Annotated in this window: 15 protein-coding genes; 7 read left to right on the top strand and 8 right to left on the bottom strand. The window is 74.8% G+C overall.

Annotated features, from left to right (window positions below):
• Positions 1 to 75: 75 nt before the first annotated feature.
• Genes LN037_RS19170 through cydC form a run of 3 tightly spaced genes read left to right on the top strand, consistent with a single transcriptional unit; the run spans position 76 to position 5,764 of the window.
• Positions 76 to 1,506, top strand: a complete 1,431-nt coding sequence (locus LN037_RS19170) for a cytochrome ubiquinol oxidase subunit I (protein ID WP_230755548.1) — start codon at positions 76 to 78, stop codon at positions 1,504 to 1,506.
• On the top strand, positions 1,506 to 2,492 hold the full coding sequence (gene cydB, locus LN037_RS19175) for a cytochrome d ubiquinol oxidase subunit II (protein WP_230755550.1): 987 nt from the start codon (positions 1,506 to 1,508) through the stop codon (positions 2,490 to 2,492). Before LN037_RS19170 ends, cydB begins: the two co-directional genes overlap by 1 nt.
• Positions 2,492 to 5,764: a thiol reductant ABC exporter subunit CydC gene (gene cydC, locus LN037_RS19180; protein ID WP_230755552.1), complete on the top strand. Its 3,273-nt coding sequence runs from the start codon at positions 2,492 to 2,494 to the stop codon at positions 5,762 to 5,764. Before cydB ends, cydC begins: the two co-directional genes overlap by 1 nt.
• 265 nt (positions 5,765 to 6,029) lie before the next feature.
• On the opposite strand, the gene LN037_RS19185 is transcribed toward cydC, so the two are convergent.
• Positions 6,030 to 6,533, bottom strand: a complete 504-nt coding sequence (locus tag LN037_RS19185) for a MarR family winged helix-turn-helix transcriptional regulator (protein WP_230755554.1) — start codon at positions 6,531 to 6,533, stop codon at positions 6,030 to 6,032.
• 29 nt (positions 6,534 to 6,562) lie between these two features.
• On the opposite strand from LN037_RS19185, the gene LN037_RS19190 reads away from it, so the two are divergent.
• Together LN037_RS19190 and LN037_RS19195 are read left to right on the top strand one after the other, a co-directional pair.
• Entirely contained in the window at positions 6,563 to 6,868 is a 306-nt protein-coding gene (locus tag LN037_RS19190) for an MTH1187 family thiamine-binding protein (protein ID WP_230755556.1), read from the top strand.
• A gap of 58 nt (positions 6,869 to 6,926) precedes the next feature.
• On the top strand, positions 6,927 to 7,877 hold the full coding sequence (locus tag LN037_RS19195) for a tetratricopeptide repeat protein (protein ID WP_230755672.1): 951 nt from the start codon (positions 6,927 to 6,929) through the stop codon (positions 7,875 to 7,877).
• Here the strand turns inward: LN037_RS19195 and LN037_RS19200 are convergent.
• From LN037_RS19200 to LN037_RS19230, 7 genes are all read right to left on the bottom strand, one after another.
• Positions 7,874 to 8,545, bottom strand: a complete 672-nt coding sequence (locus tag LN037_RS19200) for a YoaK family protein (protein WP_230755558.1) — start codon at positions 8,543 to 8,545, stop codon at positions 7,874 to 7,876. The genes LN037_RS19195 and LN037_RS19200 overlap by 4 nt on opposite strands.
• A gap of 7 nt (positions 8,546 to 8,552) precedes the next feature.
• Positions 8,553 to 9,905, bottom strand: coding sequence for a neutral zinc metallopeptidase (locus tag LN037_RS19205; RefSeq protein WP_230755567.1), 1,353 nt, complete (start codon positions 9,903 to 9,905; stop codon positions 8,553 to 8,555).
• Positions 9,906 to 10,036: 131 nt separating this feature from the next.
• Entirely contained in the window at positions 10,037 to 12,298 is a 2,262-nt protein-coding gene (glgB, locus tag LN037_RS19210) for a 1,4-alpha-glucan branching protein GlgB (protein ID WP_230755570.1), read from the bottom strand.
• Positions 12,299 to 12,369: 71 nt separating this feature from the next.
• A complete protein-coding gene (locus tag LN037_RS19215) occupies positions 12,370 to 13,824 on the bottom strand; it encodes a maltokinase N-terminal cap-like domain-containing protein (protein WP_230755572.1) in 1,455 nt (484 codons plus the stop codon).
• Positions 13,824 to 15,596 (bottom strand): maltose alpha-D-glucosyltransferase, encoded by a 1,773-nt coding sequence (gene treS, locus LN037_RS19220; protein ID WP_230755574.1) that lies wholly within the window; start codon positions 15,594 to 15,596, stop codon positions 13,824 to 13,826. Before treS ends, LN037_RS19215 begins: the two co-directional genes overlap by 1 nt.
• Positions 15,597 to 15,672: 76 nt before the next feature.
• On the bottom strand, positions 15,673 to 16,152 hold the full coding sequence (locus LN037_RS19225) for an FxsA family protein (RefSeq protein WP_230755575.1): 480 nt from the start codon (positions 16,150 to 16,152) through the stop codon (positions 15,673 to 15,675).
• Between the two features lie 156 nt (positions 16,153 to 16,308).
• A complete protein-coding gene (locus LN037_RS19230; protein WP_230755675.1) occupies positions 16,309 to 18,378 on the bottom strand; it encodes an alpha-1,4-glucan--maltose-1-phosphate maltosyltransferase in 2,070 nt (689 codons plus the stop codon).
• Between the two features lie 1,679 nt (positions 18,379 to 20,057).
• Between LN037_RS19230 and glgP the strand changes: the two genes are divergently transcribed.
• Both glgP and LN037_RS19240 read left to right on the top strand, forming a co-directional pair.
• The gene (glgP, locus tag LN037_RS19235) at positions 20,058 to 22,589 is read left to right on the top strand and encodes an alpha-glucan family phosphorylase (RefSeq protein ID WP_230755577.1); all 2,532 of its coding nucleotides are present in this window, start codon (positions 20,058 to 20,060) and stop codon (positions 22,587 to 22,589) included.
• Between the two features lie 220 nt (positions 22,590 to 22,809).
• On the top strand, positions 22,810 to 23,730 hold the full coding sequence (locus tag LN037_RS19240) for a type IV toxin-antitoxin system AbiEi family antitoxin domain-containing protein (protein WP_230755579.1): 921 nt from the start codon (positions 22,810 to 22,812) through the stop codon (positions 23,728 to 23,730).
• The last annotated feature ends 37 nt before the right edge of the window (positions 23,731 to 23,767 follow it).

A 23,767-nucleotide genomic window follows, 5' to 3' on the forward strand; every position in this document is an offset into this window, starting at 1 on the left:
TGTGTCAACGAGGGATGTCGTACTACCGTCGGTCGTAGGTACTACGAAGCGTCGTAGTCGACAGGAGGTCGGGTCGTGACCGCACTGGAGCTCTCACGCCTGCAGTTCGCCGTCGTCACCGTCTACCACTACCTGTTCGTCCCGCTGTCGATCTCGCTCTCGGCGCTGACGGCGGGCCTGCAGACGGCGTGGTGGCGCACCGGGGACGAGCGGTACTCGCGGGCCACCATGCTCGCCGGGAAGTTGCTGATGGCCACGTTCGCCGTGGGGGTGGTGACCGGGCTCGTGCAGGAGTTCCAGTTCGGGCTCTCCTGGTCGGCGTTCGCGCAGTACTACGGCGACGTCTTCGGTCCCACCCTCGCCATCGAGGGCATGCTCGCGTTCTTCCTCGAGGCCACGTTCCTGGGCCTCTGGTGGTTCGGCCGGGACCGGCTGCGGCCGGGGCTGCACCTGGCGACGATCTGGGTGGTCGCGGTCGGCACGCTGATCTCGGCGTACGTCATCCTCGCGGCCAACGCCTTCATGCAGCACCCGGTCGGCGCGACGATCGACCCGGAGACCGGCCGCGCCGTGCTCGGGAGCTTCGGCGCCCTGCTCACCAACCCCGTCGTCGTCGCCTCGTTCCCGCACACCATCGCGGGCGCCTTCATGGCCGGCGGCGGGCTGCTCCTCGCGATCGGGATGTGGCGGCGCTGGGCCCGCCCCGCCGACGCCGAGGACGGGACCGTCCGCGGGACCTGGCGCGTCCTCGCCCGCGTCGGCGCCTGGACCACGCTGGTCGGCGGCGCAGCGGTCAGCCTCACCGGGGACGTGCTGGGCAAGGTCATGACCGAGGTCCAGCCGATGAAGATGGCGGCGGCCGAGGCCCTGTACGAGACCACCTCGCACGCCCCGTTCAGCCTGTTCGCGATCCAGCTGCCCGGCATGGAGCAGCCCTGGTCGCTCGACGTCCCGTGGCTGCTGAGCTTCCTCGCGACCGGCGACCCCACCGCCACCGTGCAGGGCATCGACGACCTGCAGCGCCAGTACGAGCTGCAGTTCGGCCCCGGGGACTACACGCCCTGGATCCCGGTCGCCTACTGGACCTTCCGTCTCATGATCGGGCTCGGGGTCGTCGCCACCGGCGTCGCCGCCTACGTCCTCTGGCGCACGCGTCGGGGCCGCGACTTCGCGCCCGCCTGGTTCGCCGACCGCTGGCTGCTGCGTTTCCTGTGGGTGCTGCCCGTGCTGCCCACCGCCGCCGCGACCTTCGGCTGGCTGTTCACCGAGACGGCCCGCCAGCCCTGGCTCGTGTTCGGGCTGTTCCAGACCCGCGACGGCGTCTCGCCCACCCTGACCCCCGTCGAGCTCGTCGCGTCGCTGGCCGGGTTCGCCCTGGTCTACGGCGTCCTGGCCGTGGTCTGGGTCCGCCTGGTGCTGCACGTCTCACGCCGGGAGCCGGCCCCGCTGCACCCGGCGCCGGAGCGGCAGGAGACCCCCGAGCCCGTGCTGGAGATGAGCTACTGATGGAGATCCTCTGGTTCGCCCTCGCGATCCTCTGCTGGGTGCTGTTCTTCGCCCTCGAGGGCTTCGACTTCGGCGTCGGCATGCTCGCCCCGGTCCTCGGGCGCGACGACCACGAGCGCGGTGCCGCGATCCGCACGGTCGGGCCCGTCTGGGACGGCAACGAGGTCTGGCTGGTCGCGGCGATCGGCGTGACCTTCGCGGCGTTCCCCGACTGGTACGCCGCGCTGCTCTCGGGGCTCTACCTGCCGCTGGTGCTGGTGCTGCTCGCCCTCGCGGCGCGCGGCGTGGCGATCGAGTTCCGCGGCAAGGTCGACACCCCGGCCTGGCGCCGCCGCTGCGAGGTCACGCTCGCCGTCTCCTCCTTCCTGGCGGCGGGTCTGTTCGGCGCCGTCGTCGCCGTCGCGACGACGGGCCTCGCGCTCGACCCGGCCGGCGCCGTCGTCGGGACCGGCGTGGAGCGCACACTCGGCCCGCTCCTGTCGTGGCCGGCCCTCGCGGGCGCGGTGCTCGGCGTCCTCGCCGCGCTCGTGCAGGGCGCGACCTTCCTGGGCCTGCGGACGACCGGGCCGGTGCGGCTGCGGGCCCGGCGGGCGGCCGTCGCGTCGGCGGCGGTCGCCGGGGTGGTCGCGGCGGGCGTGGGCGTGGCGGCGGGCGGGACGACCCTGCTGTTCGCCGTGGTCGTCGCCCTGCTCGCGGGCGTCGCGGCCGTCGCCGCGGGGGCCGGGCACGAGGGCGCGGCGTTCGCGGCGGCGACCCTGGGGGTGGTGGGCGCCGTGGTCGCGGCGTTCACCGCGCACGTGCCGGTGGTGCTGCCCTCGACGCTCGACCCGGCGTCGTCGCTGACCATCTCCGGCGCGGCCGCCTCGCCCTACGCGCTGACGGTGATCACGGTCGGCGCGGTGCTGATCCTGCCCGGGGTCGTGGCCTACCAGGCGTTCTCGTACTGGGTGTTCCGGCGCCGGGTGGCCAGCGAGCGGGTGGCGTGATGGCGGGCCGCGGGCCGGTCGACCCCCGGCTGCTGCGCCTGGCGCGGCCGGCGCTGCCCGGGGTGGCGGCGCAGGTCGCGCTCGGGGTGGTCGGGGCCGTGGCGGACGCGGCGCCGCTCGTCGCGGCGGGGCTGCTCGTGGCCTCGTTGGTCGGCGGCGAGCGGCCGACCACGGAGATCGCGTGGCTGGCCGGCGCGGTCGTCGTCCGGGCGCTGGTGGCCGCGCTCGCCCCGCGCGTCGCGGCCGGCTCGGCGACCCGGGTGGTCGAGCCGCAGCGCGAACGGCTGCTCGACGCCCGCGACCCGGACGCCGAGCGCCGCGACCCGGGCGCGACCCGTCGTCGGGAACTCGCGGCCGGGGGCATCGACGACCTCCGCGCCTGGTTCACCTCCTACCTGCCCGCGCTGGTGCTCGCCGCGGTGCTGCCGCCGCTGGTGCTCGTCGGGCTGTTCCTCGCCGACCGCACCTCGGCGCTGATCGTGCTGGTCACGCTGCCGTTGCTGCCGGTGTTCGCCGCGCTCATCGGGTGGGCCACCGAGAAGCGGGCCGCCGCGCAGTGGGCGGCCGGGGAGCGCCTGTCGGGCCACGTGCTCGACGTCGTCGCCGGGCTTGCGACGCTGCGCCTGTTCGGGCGGGCGCGTCGCCAGGTGGACGAGGTCGCGCGGACCGGCGAGGCGCACCGGCGGGCGAGCGCGTCCGTGCTGCGCGTGGCGTTCCTGTCGACGACCGCGCTGGACCTCGTGGCGACGGTGTCGGTCGGCCTCGTCGCGGTGTCGGCGGGGTTGCGGGTGGTCGACGGCTCGCTCGGCCTCGCCCCGGCCCTCGTCGCGATCCTGCTGGCGCCCGAGGCGTACCGGCCGATCCGCGAGGTCGGGGCGCGGTTCCACGACGTGGCGCGGGCCTCCCAGGTGGCCTCCGGCCTCGTGAGCACGACCCGTACTGCGGGCGACGGGACGTGCGCACCGGGCGTGCGCGCCACCGCGGTCCGCGTCCGCTATCCGCAGCGGCGGGCCGACGCCCTGGCGCTGGACGCGCTCGCGGTGGCGCCGGGCGAGATGGTGGCGCTGGCGGGGGAGTCCGGTGCGGGCAAGACGACGCTGCTCCGCGTGCTGGCGGGCGCGATCCGCGCCGACGAGGGCACCGTCGAGGTCGGCGGGTCCGTCCAGTACCTGCCGCAGCGTCCGACGCTGCCGCACGCGCGGACGGTCGGGGAGGCGATCGGGACGACCGACCCGTCGGTCCTCGCGGCGCTGGACCTGCCGTTCGGGGTGGACGCGTCCCTGGCGGAGGAGGGCGGGTCGGTCTCGGCCGGGCAGCGCGAGCGGCTCGCTCTCGCCCGGGTGCTCGTGGCGCTGGAGGCGCAGCCCCGGCAGACGGTGCTGCTCGACGAGCCGACCGCTCATCTCGACGCCGCCACCGAGATCCGGGTGCTCGCGCTGTTGCGCGCGGCGGCCTCCCGCGGCGCCGCGGTCCTGCTGGTCGCGCACCGGCCGGCGGCCCTCGCGGCGGCGGACCGCGTGGTCACGGTGGCACGACCGGTGGCGCCCGCCGATCCGCGCGAGGGGAACCCTGGGGCCACAAGAGCGCTCGAGGGGTCCCCTCACGCGGCGGGCGGGGGTTCTCGTCGCCGTTTCCCGACGACGGGTGGGGTCGTCCTGGGTGCGGGGTCGGTGCTCGCCGGCCTCGTGCTCACCGCCGCGTCGACGTGGCTCATCGTGCGGGCCGACGCGCGGCCGCCGGTGCTGACGCTGTCGATCGCGGTCGTGATCGTGCGGGGCACGGCCGTGCTGCGGCCGCTCCTGCGCTACCTCGAGCGCCTCGTCACCCACGACGACGCGCTGTCCCGCGTCGCGGGCTGGCGGCGGGCGCTCGTCGCCGTGCTCGTCGACCGGGTGCCCGGCGCGGTGGCGGGCCGCCGGGGCGACCTGCTGGCCCGGGCGGTCGGCGACGTCGACGTGCGGCTCGACGGGCTCGTCCGCGGCCGGCAGCCGGTGCTGGTCGTGGCCGTGGTGCTGCCGGTCGTCCTCCTCGTCGCGTGGTTCGCCGTGCCGGCGACACTGCCCGCGCTGGTCGTGGGGCTCGGTGTGGCCGGCGTGCTGGTCCCGCTGCTCGCCGCGCTCGCCGCGCGCCACGACGGGCCGGCGCTCGACCGGGCCGGCGACCGGCTCCAGGCCGCGGTCGTCGAGACCTTCGCCGCCCGGGAGGAGCTCGCCGTCCGCGACCGCGACGACGTGCTCGCCGTCCCTCGGGCCCGCGCCGCGGCCCTGGACCGGGCCCGTCGACGGGCGGCCGTGCACGAGGGTGTGCTCGACGGGGCCGCCCATCTGGCGCTCGGCGTCACGACCGTCGGGGCCGCGCTCGCCGCGGTGTCCCTCGACGCGTCGCCGGAGCTCGTCGGCATCGTCGTGCTGCTGCCGACCGCGCTCGCCGGGACGGTGCTCGCCCTGCCCGCCGCGGCCCGCGCCCTCGTCCGGGGCCGCCAGGCGCGGGCGCGGACCGACGCGCTCGCGACGGTGCCGCCGCCGGCGACGGAGCCGGCTCGACCCGCTCCCGGAACGGGCGGCGACGATGGCGCGCTGCTCCCACTGGGTGCGCGCAGGTCGCCATCGTCGATCCGGGTCCGCGACCTCACCGCGGGCTGGGGCGCCACCCGGGCCCTGCGCGGCGTCGACCTCGACCTGCCGCCCGGCGCGCGGGTCGCGGTGACCGGGGCGTCGGGGTCGGGGAAGTCGACGCTGGCGGCGGTCCTGCTGAAGTTCCTCGACCCGGCGTCGGGGACCGTGACGATCGACGGCAGCGACGTCCGCGACCTGCCCGGGGACGAGGTGCGTCGCCGGATCGGGCTGCTCGGCGACCACGACCACGTCTTCACCGCCTCCCTGCGGGCGAACCTGCTGCTCGCCGCGCCCGACGCCGACGACGACCGCCTGCACGCCGCCCTGCGCCGGGTGCACCTCGACGGCTGGGTGGCCTCGCTGGGGGAGGGGCTCGACACCGTGATCGGCCCCGGCAGCATCTCGGGCGGCGAGCGGCGCCGGCTCGCGGCGGCCCGGCTGGTGCTCGCCGATGCGGGCGTCTGGATTCTCGACGAGCCGACCGAGGGCCTCGACGCCGAGACCGCGCGGGCGCTGATGGGCGACCTGCTCGACGGCGACCGCACCGTCCTGCTCCTCGCCCACCGCCCGGAGGGGCTGGACCGGATGGACACGGTCGTCGACCTCGTCGACGGCACGCTCCGGCCCCGCTCCGGGGCACTTGTCGCGGCGAGTTGATCGTGGGCGGCCGCCCTGTCGTGGTGAGTCGCCGCGACAAGGCGGCGCGGTGGGGTGGGAGCCCACGACAAGGTCGGCCGGGCGTCCTGTCGTGGCGAGTTGAGCGCGGGCGGCTGCCCTGTCGTGGTGGATCGCCGCGACAAGGCAGCGCGGTGGGGGTGGGAGTCCACGACAGGCGGGCGGGTGGGGGTGGGAGCCCACGACAAGGCGGACGCAACGGCGGACGTGCCACCGCCAACCCGGGGACCCGCCGTCGGGACGGACCTCAGGCGAAGTCGCCCGCGGCGTGCCGGACCCGCGCGAGGAGCCCGAACAGGGTCCGGGCCTCCTCGGGGGCGAGCCCGACCAGTCCGAAGTCGACGGTCGTCACCGCTGCGGTCGCCTCCTCGCAGCGCCGGCGGCCGGCGTCGGTGATCTCCACGAGGGTCGTGCGCTTGTCGGTCGGGTGCGGGGTGCGGCGGACCAGCGCGGCGCCCTCGAGGCGGTCGACGATGTTCGTGATCGACGTCGGGTGCAGCTGCAGGCGCTGGCCCATGAGGTTCATCGGCAGCGCGCCGTGCCGGGAGAAGGTGAGGAGCACGAGCGCCTCGTAGCGGGCGAAGGTCAGCTCGTGCGGGCGCAGCGCGGCGTCGACGGCCTGCTGGAGGATCTGCTGCACGCGGAAGACGCTCGTGGTCGCGGCCATGGTGGTGGCGTCGCCGACCTTGGTCGACCAGATCCCGGCGGCCCGCTCGATGGGGTCGAACGGCAACGGGTCGGACGCGGGCATCGGCGGGAATCTAGCAGCATGATGGACCCGTGATCGTGGCGTTCAGCGTGGCCCCGAGCGGCGGGGAGTCCGATTCGGTGAGCGAGGCCGTGGCGGCGGCGGTGCGGGTGGTCCGCGAGTCCGGCCTGCCGCACGAGACATCGTCGATGTTCACCTCGCTCGAGGGCGAGTGGGACGAGGTGATGGACGTGGTGAAGCGCGCGACGGAGGCCGCGGGGCGCTACGGCAGCCGCGTGTCGCTCGTGCTCAAGGCCGACATCCGCCCCGGCTGGACCGAGCAGATGACGGCGAAGGTGGCACGGGTCGAGGAGCATCTGTCGAGCTGGCAGGATTGATCCCGTGGCACGCCCCGATCCCCGTCAGGCCGCGCAGGCGGCAGCCCTGTCCTCGGCCATGGCCGGGGCCGTCGACCTCTCCGGGCTGAAGGCCCGCGCCGAGCAGCGCTCGTCCCAGCAGGCGCGCCCGGCCGCGCCCGCGGCGCCGCCCGGTGACGGCGCCGCGCCCGCGGTCCCGCCGGCCGGCTCCTTCGTCATCGACGTCACCGAGGACACCTTCCAGACCGAGGTCCTCGAGCGGTCCATGACCGTGCCCGTCGTCGTGGACCTCTGGGCCGAGTGGTGCCAGCCCTGCAAGCAGCTCTCCCCGACGCTGGAGAAGCTCGCCGCCGAGGGCAACGGCGCCTGGATCCTCGCCAAGGTCGACGTCGACGCGAACCCCCGCATCGCGCAGATGTTCCAGGTCCAGTCGATCCCGACGGTGTACGTCGTGGTCGCGCAGCAGCCGGTCACCTCGTTCTCCGGGGTGCAGCCGGAGGAGCAGCTCCGCGGCTGGGTCGCCCAGATCCTCGACGCGCTCCGCGACCGCATGCCTGGCATCGCCGAGGCCGAGGCGCGGGGGCCGGCGCAGGAGTCGGCCGAGCCGGTGCCCGAGCCCGAGGACCCGCGCTTCACCGCCGCCGAGGAGGCCCTCGAGCGCGGGGACTACGACGCCGCGATCGCCGCCTACGAGCAGATCCTCGCCTCCGAGCCCGCCAACGCCGAGGCGCAGGCCGCGCTCTCGCAGGTGCGGTTCATGGCCCGCGCCGAGTCCGCCGACCCGTCGGCGATCGCCGCGGCCGACGCCGCCCCCGACGACGTCGCCGCGCAGAAGGCCGCGGCCGACGCCGAGCTCGCGGGCGGTCAGGTGGAGGCCGCGTTCGACCGGCTGGTGAAGACCGTGCAGCGCACGGCCGGCGAGGACCGCGACGCGGCCCGTGAGCACCTCGTGTCGCTGTTCGAGCTGTTCGCACCGGACGACCCGCGGGTCACCACGGCCCGCCGCGCGCTGGCCCGGGCGCTCTACTAGGCCCGTTCCCGACGACGGGTCTCCACGGCGATCGCGGTCAGCGCGACCAGCACCGCGACCGCCGGGACCAGGCCCGCGGAGCGACCCGTCGTCAGGGTGAGCGCGGCGCCGACGGCGGCCCCGCCGGCGAACGAGAGCACGATCCCGGCGAGCACGCCGAAGCGGCGGCGGGCGTCCGGTGCGCGGTCGGCCCACCAGGCCGCGAGCTCCGCGACCAGGCTGCGCAGGTTCCCCGTGGTGACGGTCGCGTTGTAGGGGACGTCGCCGACCTTCTTGAACGTCGACACCTGCAGGGCGGCGACGAACGCGACCGCGACGGTCACGACGACGTTCGGCAGGGCGACCAGGGCGACGACCGCGAGCACCAGCGCCTCGAGCGTGAGGACCACCCGCGCGGGACGGCGCAGGGTCGCGCGGGCCCACGGCCGCGCCAGCGACTCCGCCACCGCCAGCCCGACGAGGAACGACAGCAGCGGCGGCACGTGGCGCAGGGCCTCGCCGATCTCGCCGCGGACCAGCCCGATCGCCAGCAGCACGACGTTGCCGGTCTGGGCGTTGGCGAACACGCCGCCGTAGCCGACGTAGGTGTAGGCGTCGAGGTAGCCGCCGACCGCGCTGAGCAGGAACCCCACCCCGATCGCCTCGGGGTGGTGGCGGATCGTGGCCATCGGCGGGTCAGCGTAGGGCGAGGCAGCGGTCCGCGCCGCCGTCGACCCCCTGCCGGAAGTCGGCGATCCGCGCGTAGGCGGTGGTGTCGGCGACCGCGCCGTCGGTGGCGGTCGCCGCGTCGTCGCTGCGGCGCAGCAGGTTGACGGCCTCGTCGAGGTCGCCGGGGGAGAGGCTGAAGTCCGACCCGGGCGCGCCCACGTCGGCGGTGTAGGCCCCGGCCAGGCAGAGCGCGGCGCGGCCCGCGGCCGCACCCGTCGTCGGGCGGTCGAGCGCGGCGAGTGCGGCGAGCGCGTAGCGGGAGGCGAGCAGCGTGCCGCTCGCGTAGTCGCCGAGCCCGTCGTGGATGCCGTCCAGGGCGTCGTCGGACTGGATCACGCCCCCGGCGCACAGGCCCACCGCCCCCTGCCCGCAGGCGTCGCGACCCTGTCGGATCGTCGGGGTGGTCCACTGCCCGCCCTGCGCGCGGACGAAGCCGCCGAAGAACCGGTCGAGGTCGGTGCCCATGGCGCGCAGGAGGTCGGGCAGCGGCAGGTTCCCGCCGCTCTGCGCGTCGGACAGGGTGGAGAACGCCTGCTGGGTGAACGAGCGGTTCTGCAGCGTCATCCGCGCGCAGGACCCGACGCCGTCGGCGAAGCCGCTCTGGAACGAGGACACGCGGTCGAACGCGTTGCCGTGCGCGCGGTCGTCCGTGGCGTCGGTGCCCACCGGGTCGCGGAAGGTGATGAGCGCGCTCATCGCGGCGTCGACGCCGGCCTCGCCGGTGCGCAGGTCGGGGGTCTCCCCGTCGCGCACCGCGCGCAGGAACGAGCCCGCGTAGCAGTCGGCCTGGCCCTCGGACAGGATCGTCGGCGCCCCGGAGCCGAGGCTCGCGCTGGTCGGCACGACGTCGGCGAGCCGCTGCTGGATCGCGTGGCCGAACTCGTGCGCCAGCACGACGACGACCGCCGAGTCCCCGAACTCCTCGCGCAGCACCGGTATCAGGGCCGCGCGGTCGTAGGCGATGACGTCGGCCCGCGGGCAGTAGAACGCGTTGCCCTCGACCTCGTCGGTGGACTCCGTGCAGGGCGGCGGCGGCCCGGGCCGTGAGGAGTCGACCGAGAAGTAGCCCTTCGGCGGCACGAACCGCTGCCCGTCGGCCAGCCGCGGGAACTGCTCGCCCCACCAGCCCTCGAGGTCGCGGAGCACGGCGGCGGCCAGCCGGTCGTCGTCGGACCCGTCGTTGTCCCGGACGAACTCCGGGTCGAGCCCGGCAGAGACCTGCGGACCCGCGAACGCCCGCCCGTCGACCGCCGAGGCGCACCCTGCGGTGAGCAGCACGGCGAGCACCGCCACCACCGCGAGCACGACCCGGATCCGCACCCGATCAGTGTGCGGGAGCCGGGTCGCCCGTGGGGGCCGAACCGGGCGAATCGCACTCCGGCGACGGCAGGAACGCGTCGTTGCTGCCACTGGCCGCACGCAACGACGCTCTCCTGCCACGGAGGAGGGGCCTACGACCCCTCGTGCACCAGCCAGAGCATCCCCGAGGCCGGCAGGGTCATCTCCGCCGACGCGGGGCGCCCGTGCTGCGGCACGGACGCGGCGAACACCGAGCCGAAGTTGCCGGCCCCGTCGCCGCCGTAGATCTGCGCGTCGGTGTTGATCACCTCGCGCCAGCGGCCGGCCTTCGGCATCCCGACCCGGTAGCGGTCGTGCACGATGCCGGCGAAGTTGGCCACGCAGACCACGTCGGGGCCACCCGTCGGATCGTGCCGGACGAACGAGAAGACGTTGCCGCCCGCGTCGTTGGCGTCGATCCACGAGAAGCCGGCCGGGTCGTTGTCGGCCGACCAGAGCGCGTCGTGCGCGCGGTACGCGGCGTTGAGGTCGGTGACGAGGCGGGCGACCCCGGCGTGCAGCGGGTCGTCGAACAGCTCCCAGTCCAGGGACCGCTCCTCGGACCACTCCCGGACCTGCCCGAACTCCTGGCCCATGAACAGCAGCTGCTTGCCCGGGTGCGCCCACATGTAGGCCAGCAGGGCGCGCAGCCCGGCCGCCTTGCCGTGGTCGCCGCGGCCCATGTCGGGCATCCGCGTCCACAGCGAGCCCTTGCCGTGCACCACCTCGTCGTGGCTGAACGGCAGCACGTAGTTCTCCGACCAGGCGTAGGTCAGGGAGAAGGTCATCTGGTTGTGGTGGTAGCCGCGGTGCACCGGGTCACGCATGACGTAGTCGAGCGTGTCGTGCATCCAGCCCATGTTCCACTTCATGCCGAACCCGAGGCCGCCGAGGTGGGTCGGGCGGGTGACGCCGGGCCAGGCGGTGGACTCCTCGGCGATCGTCACGACGCCGGGGTGGTGCTTGTAGACGGTCGCGTTGAACTCCTGGAGGAACGAGACCGCCTCGAGGTTCTCCCGCCCGCCGTACTTGTTGGGCGTCCACTCCGAGCGCGAGTAGTCCAGGTAGAGCATCGAGGCCACCGCGTCCACGCGCAGCCCGTCGACGTGGAACTCCTCGAGCCAGTACAGGGCGTTCGCGACGAGGAAGTTGCGGACCTGGGAGCGACCGAAGTCGAAGACGAGCGTGCCCCAGTCGAGCTGCTCGCCGCGGCGCGGGTCGCCGTGCTCGTAGCAGGGGGTGCCGTCGAAGTGGGCCAGTGCCCACTCGTCGCGCGGGAAGTGCGCGGGCACCCAGTCGACGATCACGCCGATCCCGGCCCGGTGCATGGTGTCGACGAACGCGCGGAAGTCGTCGGGCGTGCCGAAGCGGCTGGACGGCGCGTAGTACGAGGAGACCTGGTAGCCCCACGAGCCGCCGAACGGGTGCTCGGCCACCGGCAGCAGCTCGACGTGGGTGAAGCCGCGCTCGGTGAGGTAGCCGACCAGCTCGTCGGCCAGCTCGGCGTACGTCAGCCCCTGCTTCCACGAGCCGGCGTGCAGCTCGTAGACGCTCATCGGCTCGGCGTGCGGAGACGAACGGGCCCGCTGTGCCATCCATGCCTCGTCGTCCCAGGTGTGGGTCGAGGCGGTGACCACCGAGGCGGGGGTCGGCGGCAGGTCGGCGGCGAAGGCCATCGGGTCGGCCTTGTCCAGCCAGACGCCGGTGTGGGTGAGGATGCGGAAGCCGTAGCGGGTGCCGAGCCCGACGCCGGGCAGGAACACCTCCCAGACACCGGAGCCGAGCGCGCGCATCGGCGTGGCGACGCCGTCCCAGCTGCCGTGCTCGGGCGCCCAGTCGCCGACCACGCGCACGCCACGGGCGTTCGGCGCCCAGACCGTGAACGACGTGCCCTCGACCGGCCCGGAGGGCGTCGGCCAGCGGCGGAAGTGCGCGCCCAGGGCGTCCCAGAGCCGCTCGTGGCGGCCCTCGCCGATGAGGTGCAGGTCGACCGGGCCGAGGACGGGGGAGAAGCGGTACGGGTCGTCGACGATGCGCTCGACGGCGTCGCCGTGGCTGTCCCCACCGGACTCGTCGGTCGTCCGGAGCGCGAGCCGGTAGTGCGGCAGCGGCCCCGGCACGGCGCCGGCGAACAGCCCGGAGGAGTCGACGGGGGCGAGCGGGTAGCGACCCGCCGTCGGGCCGGCCTCGACGACGACGTCGACCTCGTCCGCGCCCGGCTGCAGGGTCCGGACCACGACGGTGCCGGGGTTCTGCGGGCGGCGGTGCGGGCCGAGCACGCTGTGCGGGTCGCGGTGCGCGCCCTCGACGAGCAGGTGCACGTCGAGCTCGCCGGGGGCGACGGGCAACGGGCCGGGCGCGGTGGGACGGGTCATCGGTGGTGCGACTCCGGGATCGGGTGCGGGTGCGGTTCTCCTACCCGGACGGCGGGGGCTCCGAACCAGGCTCAGGCGCCGGCGGGCCCGTCCGGGGCGCTCACGAGCCGGGTCATCGACCGGAGCGGGATCGCGAGCCAGTTCGGCCGGTTGCGGGTCTCGTAGAGGACCTCGTACACGGCCTTGTCGAGTTCGTAGGCGCGGAGCACGGCCATCTGGTCGCGCGGGTCGGTGCCCGCGATCTCCGCGTAGCCGTCGCAGAACGCGGAGCGGTTCCGGTCGGCCCACTCCTGGGCGCGCCGCTGCAGGTAGGCCGGCGCCTCCGCCCCGGTCTCCCACTCGGCGAGCTGGTGGAACGCCGCGTAGTCGAACGAGCGCAGCATGGCCGCCACGTCGCGCAGCGGGGAGTCGGGCCGGACCCGGTCGTCGAGGGGGCGCGAGGGCTCGCCCTCGAAGTCGATCGCGAGCCAGCCGCGCGGGGTGCGCAGCGTCTGGCCGAGGTGCAGGTCACCGTGGACGCGCTGCACGTCCAGGCCGTCGGCGGCGGTCACGCCGCGCAGCACGCGGGCGATGGCGTCGCGCTGCTCGGCGACGGCGGGGGCCGACGCCGACGCCCGGTCGAGCCGCTCGAGCATCCAGTCCGCCACCGCGGCGACGCCGTCGGCGCCGAGCCGCTCGGTGCCGAGGGCCCGCGCCAGCTCGATGTGCACGCTCGCGATGGTCCTGCCCAGCCGGTGGGCCTCGCCCGCGAAGTCGCCGCCGACCTCGTCGGGCCGCAGGTCGCCCTCGGCGAGCAGGTCGCGCACGCTGGTCAGCGCCATCGACCAGCCGTCGGCGGAGTTGGCGGCGTAGCTCTGCAGCATCGCCACCGTCATGGGCTGCGGGCCGTCGTCGCCGGCCAGCTCGCCCTCGATGGCCCCGAGCAGCGGGGCGACCTCGCCCGAGCGCTCGCGGCCGAGCGCGCGGTGCAGCTCGAGGTCCGGGTTGAGTCCCGGCGTGGCGCGGCGGAACAGCTTCATGATCGCGCGCTCGCCGTAGATCACCGACGAGTTGGACTGCTCGCTGAGCAGCGGGCGACCGGGCCCGACGATCGGCGCCTCGGTCGCGGGCTCGGGGACGAACCGCAGCGAGCCCACGGTCGTGTCGGAGACGATCAGCGAGAGCAGCAGGCGGCTGATCTCGCCGTCGGCGAGGCCGTCGTAGACCACGCGGTCGCCGGCACGGCCGATCACGGCGTGCTCGAGGTCGCCGGGCAGGTCCGGGCGCGAGCCGAGCAGCAGCTGGAAGCGGTCCTCGGGCCCGTCGTCGGTGAAGGACACCGCGATCACCGCGTGCGCGACGGCCGGCACGGCGTCGGCGGGCGTGACGTCCTGGTGGCCGACGAGGCGCACGGCGGCGATGGTGCGGTCCTTGGCCGCGAACCAGCGCTGGTCGGGCAGCCACGTGGTGATGGCGGGCAGCAGGGCGTCCAGGGTCGCGTCCATGGGGTCGAGCTCCGCTCCGCGTCGTCCTCCGGTGCCGGCCATCAGCGGTCCTGCGCGGGCTGGATCGAGAACCAGTAGAAGCCGTGCCCGGGCAGCGTGAGCAGGTACGGCAGCTCGCCGATCGCCGGGAAGGGGACGCCTCCGGTCAGCTCGGTGAGCGTCCAGTCCTTCCAGGCGATCAAGTCGAGCTCCACGGGTTGCGGGAATCGGGACATGTTGTTGACGCACAGCACGACGTCCTGGTGCCCGTCGGCGTCGACCGTCTGCCGGACGTAGCTGAGCACCGAGGAGTTCGACCCGCCGAGCTCGTGGAAGTCGCCGAGCCCGAAGGCGGGGTGCTGGCGGCGGATCTCGATCATCCTACGGTTCCAGTGCAGCAGGCTCGCGCTGGAGTTGGACTGCGCCTCGACGTTGACGGCCTGGTAGCCGTACACCGGGTCCATCACGATGGGCAGGTTGAGCCGGCCCGGGTCGCACGTGGAGAAGCCCGCGTTGCGGTCCGGCGTCCACTGCATGGGGCTGCGGACACCGTCGCGGTCACCCAGCCAGATGTTGTCACCCATCCCGATCTCGTCCCCGTAGTAGATGACGGGGCTACCCGGGAGGGACAGCAGCAACGCGGTGAACAGCTCGAGCTGGTTGCGGTCGTTGTCGAGCAGCGGGGCCAGCCGGCGGCGGATGCCGATGTTGGCCTTCATGCGCGGGTCCTTGGCGTACTCCGCGTACATGTAGTCGCGCTCGTCGTCGGTGACCATCTCGAGGGTCAGCTCGTCGTGGTTGCGCAGGAAGATGCCCCACTGCGCGTTGTGCGGGATCTCCGGGGTCTGCGCCAGGATCTCCGAGATCGGGAACCGCGACTCGCGCCGGACCGCCATGAAGATGCGCGGCATCAGCGGGAAGTGGAACGCCATGTGGCACTCGTCGCCGCCGGCCTCCGCGTCGCCGAAGTACTCCACGACGTCGGCGGGCCACTGGTTGGCCTCGGCGAGCAGGATGCGGCCCGGGTACTCGTCCTCGATGACCTTGCGGCACCGCTTGAGGAACGCGTGGGTCTCCGGGAGGTTCTCGCCGTTCGTGCCGTCGCGCTCGAACAGGTAGGGCACGGCGTCGAGGCGGAAGCCGTCGATGCCGAGGTCGAGCCAGAACCGCAGCGCGTCGATCATCGCGTCGCAGACGGCCGGGTTGTCGAAGTTCAGGTCGGGCTGGTGGGAGAAGAAGCGGTGCCAGAAGAACTGGCCGCGCACGTAGTCGTAGGTCCAGTTCGACGCCTCGGTGTCGACGAAGATGATCCGCGCGTCGGGGTAGCGCGTGTCGTCGTCGGACCACACGTAGTAGTCACCGAACGGCCCCTCGGGGTCGCGCCGCGACTCCTGGAACCACACGTGCTGGTCGGACGTGTGGTTCATGACCAGGTCGGTGATCACGCGGATGCCGCGCGCGTGCGCCTGGTCGACGAACTCGACGAAGTCCTCGACCGTGCCGAAGTCCGGCAGCACCTTGCGGTAGTCGCGGATGTCGTAGCCGCCGTCACGTAGCGGGGAGTCGTAGAACGGCGGCAGCCACAGGCAGTCGACGCCGAGCCACGCCAGGTAGTCCAGCTTGTCGGTCAGCCCGCGCAGGTCGCCGAAGCCGTCCCGGTTCGAGTCGGCGAACGCCCGGACCAGGACCTCGTAGAAGACCGCGCGCTTGTACCAGTCGTCCTCGACCGGGAGCTGGCGGGCGCGGCGGAAGTCCTCGGCACTCGGCTCGACGACCTCGTGTCCCGGTTCGGTGACGTGGGTGCTGGTGGGCGCGCTGGTGGTCCCGTCGTTCATCGCGCGCCACGGTAGTGGTCCGACCCGCCTCCGCGCCGCACCGGAGGCCGTCGGTGCCCGATGTGTCGGGTTCGCCTCAGCGCTCACGCGGGGGGTCGGCGGGTGCGCCCTCGATGACCATCGGCGCGTCCTCCGGGCCCTCGCGCCGCGCGGTGGGGCCGGTTCCCCCGATCACGACGACGGACGGGGTCATCCGGGCGCTTCCGGCCCGGACCGCACGGGCGGCCGCGCGCCGGGCGAGGGCGCGGCGCACCGGCGGGACCAGCAGCACGAGCGCGGCGACGGTCGAGAGCATGCCCGGCACCACGAGCAGCACGCCGGCGAGCGCCACGTACATCCCGTCGGCCACCTCGGCCTCCGCCGGGCGCCGGTTCTGCACGGCCCGGCCGAGGGCGGCGATCGAGCGCCGGCCCTCGCGGCGCAGGGCCCAGGCCCCGACCACGGCGGAGAGGATCAGCAGACCCAGCAGCCCGAGGAAGCCGACGGCCTGGCCCACCAGGACCAGGACCCAGATCTCCACGGCCACGTAGGCCAGGAACGCGAGCAGGAGCGGCACGGGGACCTCCTCAGGTCTGTCTACCCCCTCCAACGCGCGGGGGCCGCCGAAAGTGCCCGGACCCGACGTCGGGAACGCCCCGCGGCCCCGGAACGCGCGAACGGGCCGCCCGTCACGGTCACCCGTGACGAACGGCCCGCTCGTGGGTCGCGCGAGCTACCGCCTCTGCACCGACACGAGGTGCGCCACGTCGCGCCAGGGCTCGAGCCGGACGAAGTTCGACCGGCCCCAGTCGAACACCTGGCCGCTGACCTCGTCGAACGCGCCGAAGCGGGCGAACGGGTCGAGGCCCAGCGCCGCCATGTCGAGGCGCAGCGTGCCCTCCTCGGCGCCGAACGGGTTGAGGTTGACCACGCCGATCACGGTGTCGCCGGTGACCGGGTCGGTCTTCGACCAGGCGAGCAGCGCCTCGTTGTCGGTCTCGTGGAACCGCAGCGTCCGCAGCTGGCGCACCGCCGGGTGGGCACGGCGGATCTCGTTGAGCCGCGTGATCCACGGCTGCAGGCTGCGGCCCTCGGCGAGCGCCCGGTCGAAGTCCCGCGGCCGGAGCTGGTACTTCTCCGAGTCCAGGTACTCCTCGCTGCCCGCCCGCACCGGCTGCCACTCGAACAGCTCGAAGCCCGCGTACACGCCCCAGCTCGGCGCCAGCATCGCGGCCAGCGTCGCCCGGATCGCGAACATGCCGGGCCCGCCGGTCTGCAGCGACTCGTGGAGGATGTCCGGGGTGTTGACGAAGCAGTTCGGGCGGGCCTCGTCGATGCGGTCGCGGTGCATCTCGAAGAACTCGCGCAGCTCGTCGCGACCGGTCCGCCACGTGAAGTACGTGTAGGACTGGCTGAACCCGGCCTTCGCGAGCCCGAACAGGCGCGCGGGGCGGGTGAACGCCTCGGCGAGGAACACCACGCCCGGGTCGACCTCGTGGACCTTGGCGATCAGCCAGGACCAGAAGTCGGCCGGCTTGGTGTGCGGGTTGTCCACGCGGAACACGCGCACGCCGTGCTCGAGCCAGTACAGGACCACCCGCAGCGACTCGGCGTAGATCCCGGCCGGGTCGGTGTCGAAGTTGACGGGGTAGATGTCCTGGTACTTCTTCGGCGGGTTCTCGGCGTAGGCGATGGTCCCGTCCGGGCGCACCGTGAACCACTCCGGGTGGGCCGCGGCCCACGGGTGGTCGGGCGCGCACTGCAGCGCGAAGTCGAGCGCGACCTCGAGGTCGAGCTCCCGAGCCCGCGCGACGAAGGCGTCGAAGTCGTCGATCGTGCCGAGCTGCGGGTGCACGGCGTCGTGCCCGCCGTCGGCCGAGCCGATCGCCCACGGCGACCCGACGTCCTCCGGACCCGGGGTCAGCGTGTTGTTCGGGCCCTTGCGGTTGACCGTGCCGATCGGGTGGATCGGCGGCAGGTAGACCACGTCGAAGCCCATGGCGGCCGCGCGCTCGAGCTCGCGCTGCGCCGTGACGAACGTGCCGTGGACGGGCTTCCCGTCCGCGTCCCAGCCGCCGGTGGAGCGGGGGAAGAACTCGTACCAGGCGCCGTCGAGGGCCCGCGGGCGCTCGACGAGCACGTGGTGGTCGGCGCCGCGGGTGACGAGCTCGCGGACCGGCCGCTCGGTCATCGTGTGCTGCACCGGCTCGGACAGCGCCCGCGCGAGCCGCTCGACCAGCGGCCGGTCGGCGTCGCGCAGCGAGGCGGCGGCCTCGCGCAGCTCGGTGGCGAACGTGAACGACGGCGGCATCTCCAGCGGCGTCGTCGCCTCGCCCGCGGGCTGGTGGGCGACCTCGTCGGCCGAGGAGCGGTCCTCGATCTGCGCGGCGCCCCGCTCGAGCAGGCGGGCCCCGTTCTCCAGGTCGTTGGCGAGCTCGCCCGGCCCCTGACCGGCCGCGACCTTCACCTCGACCGCGTGCCGCCAGGTGGCCCACGGGTCGCTCCAGGCGTCGACCCGGAAGCGCCACAGCCCCTCCGCGTCGGCGACGAGGCTCGCCGCGGCCCGGTCGGTGTCCTTGCCCAGGCTCACCATGCGGACGGTGCGCTCGTGCCCGACGACGGGCGCGGACGCGACCGCCTCGGCGTCGGCGTGGTCGACGTCCGCGCAGCGCTGCCAGACCAGGGTCGCGGCGATCGCGTCGTGGCCCTCGCGCCAGACCGTCGCGGTGACGGGGACGACCTCCCCGACGACCGCCTTCGAGGGGAACCGCCCGCCCGACACCTCGGGCGTGACCTCGTCGATCCCGAGCCGCCCCTGCGCGAGGCGGGCCCGCTCGGCGGCGAGGTCGGCGGTCCCGGTGGTGCGCGACGGGGCCGGCGCCGGGTCGGGGTCGGTCTGGGCGATCGCGTCCGCGACGGTGTCCGCCGGGGCCTGGACCGGGGCGTCCGGCGCGGTCTCGGCGGCGGTCGGCGTCGCCACCTCGGGCGCGTCGGCCACCGGGGTGTCCTCGGCGGGGGTGTCCTCGGCCGGTGCCGTCCCGACGGCGGGTGCGGCCGGGTCGGGCGCGTCCGGTCCGTCCTGGACGCTCCCGGCCGGCACGGCGGGCGTGACGGGCGTCGAGGGTTCCGCGGGTTCCGAGGGAGCCGCGGCCCTCGTCGGCTCCGCGGGCGTCCACTCGGCGTCGGTGACGGCCTCGTCGCGGTCCCCGGCCGCGGCGGCCGCGGCGGTGGCGGCACCCGCCGTCACGGCGCCGAGCGCGAGGCCCGACCCGTCGGCGGCGGGCGAGGTGACGGGCTCGTCCAGCGGCTCGTCGGCGGGGCCGCGGCGCTGGAGGTCGAGGTCGTCGTGGGCCGCGACGTCGCGGGCGGCGAGGCCCGACCCGTCGGCGGCGGGGGAGGTGACGGGCTCGTCGAGCCGGCCCCGCCCGAAGGCCTCGGGGGCGGCCAGGCCGGACCCGTCGGCGGCCGGGGAGGTCACGGGGTCGTCGGACCCGGGGGCGGGCGCCTCGTCGCGCGCGTGGCGGCCCGGGGTGGCGAGGGGATCGCCCACGCGCCCGCCCGGACCCGGCCGCGGGGGCGGGGTCGCGGCGGAGGGCGCGGACGCACCGTGCTCGGTGGTCGGCCGATCGGCGGACGAACTCATGTCGGTCGCCCTACCCGAACCGGCCGGTTTCGATGCGCTCGGAGCGTCCGGGCGGGGGGTGAACGCGGTGGGCGCCGCGGCCGGGTCGTCGGACGACCCCTGCGGCACCACCGGCCGGCGCCACGGCGGCACCACGGCGCGGAAGCCGCCGGTGTTGGTCGAGCGCGACCACGCGGGCGCGGCCGGGGGGCCGGCGGGACGCTCCGGCGCGGGGAACGGCCGCGAGCGGTCGACGGCCGGGCGCGGGGCGGAGGGCACCGTCGGGCCGCCGGCGATCGAGGTGTCGAGCGACCCGCCGTCGTGACCCCGCCCGTACCCCGGCACCGGGATCGGGCCGGACGGCAGCCCCGGGTCGACCGGCGCGTCCGGCGGTGGGGGCGGCCCGAGCTCGACCTCGCCCGAGGAACCCCACGGGCGGCGGGGCGGCGCGTCGCGGTCCCGCGGGTCGTAGCGCGGCGGCAGGTCCTCCGCGGCGGCCGCGCCGTCGGAACCCCAGCCCTCGGAGCCCCGGTGCGCGGACCCGGCGTCGGGAGCCTCCGGCTCGACCGACACCGACCCGGCCGCCGGGACGCTCCCGGTGTCGGTCCGGCGACCGGTGACGATCGCCTTGAACCGCCCGCTCCACGGCTCGCTGCGGCGGGGTGGCGCGTCCTGTTCGTCGGCGCCCCCGACCTGCTCGAACGACCCGGTCCCGCTCTCGCCGTACTCACCCTCGGACCGTCGTCCGGACGGCCACCATCTCCCCAGCACGCTCACGCCACGCAGCGTAGCCAGCGAATCGATCCAGCCGCGATGGGCGATGACGGCGCGTCGGAAGGGTTTGCCTAGGCTTCGACCCCGTGAGAGCACTGCGTCGTTTCTCCGTCCGCGCCCAGCTGCCGTCCGCGCTCGCGCCGCTGCAGGACCTCGCGACGAACCTGCGCTGGACCTGGCACGGTCCGACGCAGGACCTGTTCGCCGCGGTCGACGAGACGGCCTGGCGCCGTGGCGGGGGTGACCCGGTCCGCCTGCTCGGCGAGGTCAGCCCGGCGCGGCTCGCCGCCCTGGCCGAGGACGACGCCTTCGTCGCCCGGGTGCGGGAGGTGTCCGACGACCTGCGCGCCTACCTGACCGAGCCGCGCTGGTACCAGGGCCGGCAGGACCTCCCGGCCGGCATCGGCTACTTCTCGATGGAGTTCGGCGTCTCGGAGGTGCTGCCGAACTACTCCGGCGGCCTCGGCATCCTCGCGGGCGACCACCTCAAGGCCGCCTCGGACCTCGGCGTGCCGCTGATCGCGGTCGGCCTGCTCTACCGCTCGGGCTACTTCCGGCAGTCGCTCTCGCTCGACGGCTGGCAGCAGGAGCAGTACCCGGCGCTCGACCCGCAGGGCCTGCCGCTGCACCTGCTCGCCGGGTCGGACGGGGCGCCGCTGCTGGTGCACGTCGCGATGCCCGAGGGCCGCGTGCTGCGCGCCCGCGTCTGGGTCGCCTCCGTGGGCCGCGTCCCGCTGCTGCTCCTCGACGCCGACATCGAGGACAACGACGCCGACCTGCGCCAGATCACCGACCGGCTCTACGGCGGCGACGCCGAGCACCGCATCCGCCAGGAGATCCTCGTCGGGGTCGGCGGCGTGCGGGCGGTCCGCGCGTACTGCGGCGTGACCGGCCACGCGGCGCCCGAGGTGTTCCACACGAACGAGGGCCACGCCGGGTTCCTCGGCCTGGAGCGCATGCGGGAGCTCGTCACGACGGCGGGTCTGGACATCGACCAGGCGCTCGCGGCGGTCCGCGCCGGCACGGTGTTCACCACGCACACCCCCGTGCCCGCGGGCATCGACCGGTTCCCGATCGGCCTCGTGGAGCACTACTTCTCGGCCGACCTGCTGCCGGGTATCGGCGTCGACCGGGTGCTGGCCCTGGGCCGTGAGCCCGACTCCGACATGTTCAACATGGCGCACATGGGCCTGCGTCTGGCCCAGCGCTCCAACGGGGTCTCGCAGCTGCACGGCGAGGTCTCGCGCGGGATGTTCTCGTCGCTGTGGGGCGGGTTCGACGCGCCGGAGGTGCCGATCGGCTCGGTGACCAACGGCGTGCACGGCCCGACCTGGACCGCCCGCGAGATGGTCGGCCTGACCGCCGGTGCGGCCGCGGCCGGGGCCGGCCCGGAGCTGTTCGGCGTCTCCGACTCGCTGCTCTGGGAGGTCCGCGGCCAGCTGCGGGCGCGCCTGGTCCACGAGGTGCGGCGCCGGGTGAAGGCGTCCTGGCTCGACCGCGGCGCCTCGGAGCCGGAGCTGGGCTGGACCGAGCGGGTCTTCGACCCGAACGTCCTCACCATCGGCTTCGCCCGTCGGGTGCCGACCTACAAGCGGCTCACCCTGATGCTGCGCGACCCCGAGCGGCTGCGCTCGATGCTGCTCGACCCCGAGCGGCCGGTGCAGCTGGTCATCGCCGGCAAGTCGCACCCGGCCGACGACCAGGGCAAGCGGCTCATCCAGGAGATGGTCCGGTTCGCCGACGACCCGGCGATCCGCCACCGCATCGTGTTCCTCCCGGACTACGACATGTCGATGGCCCGCTACCTCTACTGGGGCTGCGACGTCTGGCTGAACAACCCGCTGCGCCCGCTCGAGGCGTGCGGCACGTCCGGCATGAAGTCGGCGCTCAACGGCGGGCTCAACCTGTCGGTGCGCGACGGCTGGTGGGACGAGCTCTACGACGGCCGCAACGGCTGGTCGATCCCGACCGCGGACGGCGTCGACGACCCCGACCGCCGCGACGACATCGAGGCCGCCGCGCTCCACGACCTCATGTCCACCCAGGTCGCGCCGCTGTTCTACGACCGCGGCGCCGACGGCGTGCCCGACCGCTGGACCGCGCTGGTGCGCCACACGCTCGCCACGCTCTCGCCGAAGGTCCAGGCCACGCGGATGGTCACCGACTACGTGAACGACTGGTACGCACCGGCCGCGCGCGCCGCCCGGCGGGTCAACGCCTCCGGCTATGCGGGCGCCAAGGAGCTCGCCGAGTTCCGGGCCCGCCTGGACGCGGCGTGGCCGTCGGTGCGGGTCGCCGAGGTGGACGCGTCGGGCGCGGCGGACACGCCGGTGCTGGGCGCGCCCATGACGGTGCGCGCCTCGGTGGAGCTGGGCGGTCTCTCGACCTCCGACGTCCTCGTCCAGGCCGTGGTCGGCCGCGCCGACGACGCCGACCAGCTGTCGGCCGCCGTGGTGGAGCCGATGCGCCCGGTGGGCTCCTCGGGCGACGCGGAGACCTTCGAGGCGACCGTCGCGCTCCCGCACGCGGGCGTCCTGGGCTACACGGTCCGCGTCCTCCCGGCGAACGAACTGCTCGCCTCGCCGGTGGAGCTGGGCAAGGTCGTCCTCCCGGCGTAGGGGCTCGCGGCCCTGGTTCCGGGGCCGATTCCTCCCGGCTCCGTGGCAGGAAAGCGTCGTTGCTGTCGTCCGGTGACAGCAACGACGCTTTCCTGTCGCCAGGGCGAGGGGCTGCCGCATGTCAGTGGCACGGACCGCCCGCACGGGACCTCCGTGCCACTGACTTCGCGCGGCGGCAAGACGTCGGATCCGATCGGGCCCGGCGTGCGTCAGAACCCGTGTGACGACCGATCAGCCCGACGCCGCCCGGCTGCACGCGCAGATGCGTCAGCGGGACGGCGTCGCCACCGTGCAGCAGGCCAGGGACGCCGGGTACTCGTCGAAGGCCATCACCGCGAAGGTTCGGCGCGGTGAGTGGGAACGGCCGGCGCACGGCGTCCTGCGCGCCACCGACCACCCGGTGACGTCCCGATCGCGGATCCGGGTCGCCATGCTGTCGATCGGCCCGGAGGCGACGCTCGTCGGGCGCTCCGCCGCGTACTGGTGGCAGATGACCGACGTCGCGCCCGCCGAGGTCGAGATCGCCGTGCCCCAGGGGAGCCAGCCCCGACCGCGGCCGGGCGTGACGGTGACGCGGCGGGCGGTTCCCGCGCGGGACCGCGTCACCGTCGACGGGCTCGTCGTCACCAAGAAGGCAGCCACGGTCCTCACGGCGGTCGCCGCCCTCGGACTGCTCGCGGGGGCGAAGCTGATGGACCGGGTCCTGCAGAAGGGCATCGTGGCGCTCGACACCCTGCAGGAGACGCACGACCGCGGTCGTCGTCGCTACGGCGCGGTGCTCTGCGCCACGCTGCTCGCCCTCGCGGCCGGTGGAGCACGCTCGGAGGCCGAACGCCTCGCGCACTCGCTCCTGCGCGACGCCGACATCGTCGGATGGCTGGCCGACCACCGGGTCGTCCTGCCGCGCCACGGGCCGGCGGTGCTCGACCTGGCGTTCCTCGACCGTCGGATCGTCGTCGAGATCGACGGGTGGGCCTACCACCGTGACCTGCGGGCGTTCCTCCACGACGCGGAACGACAGAACGCGCTCGTCCTCGCCGGGTGGATCGTCATCCGGACGAACTGGCACGAGCTGAAGGAGCACTCCGAGCGGTTCGTCCGCACGGTCCGCGACGCGCTCGTGGAGCGTGCGCACTCCTGACGTCCGGTGCGGGATAGTCAGTGGCACGGAGCGCCCG

The organism is Actinomycetospora soli (assembly GCF_021026295.1).
Classification (GTDB): Bacteria; Actinomycetota; Actinomycetes; order Mycobacteriales; family Pseudonocardiaceae; genus Actinomycetospora; species Actinomycetospora soli.

Bases quoted from the DNA above. Each gene is read 5' to 3' on its own strand.
- LN037_RS19185 (WP_230755554.1), bottom strand. From the start codon at position 6,533: ATGCCCGCGTCCGACCCGTTGCCGTTCGACCCCATCGAGCGGGCCGCC.
- cydB (WP_230755550.1), top strand. From the start codon at position 1,506: ATGGAGATCCTCTGGTTCGCCCTCGCGATCCTCTGCTGGGTGCTGTTC.
- LN037_RS19195 (WP_230755672.1), top strand. From the start codon at position 6,927: ATGGCCGGGGCCGTCGACCTCTCCGGGCTGAAGGCCCGCGCCGAGCAG.
- cydC (WP_230755552.1), top strand. From the start codon at position 2,492: ATGGCGGGCCGCGGGCCGGTCGACCCCCGGCTGCTGCGCCTGGCGCGG.
- LN037_RS19200 (WP_230755558.1), bottom strand. From the start codon at position 8,545: ATGGCCACGATCCGCCACCACCCCGAGGCGATCGGGGTGGGGTTCCTG.
- treS (WP_230755574.1), bottom strand. From the start codon at position 15,596: ATGAACGACGGGACCACCAGCGCGCCCACCAGCACCCACGTCACCGAA.
- LN037_RS19215 (WP_230755572.1), bottom strand. From the start codon at position 13,824: ATGGCCGGCACCGGAGGACGACGCGGAGCGGAGCTCGACCCCATGGAC.
- glgB (WP_230755570.1), bottom strand. From the start codon at position 12,298: ATGACCCGTCCCACCGCGCCCGGCCCGTTGCCCGTCGCCCCCGGCGAG.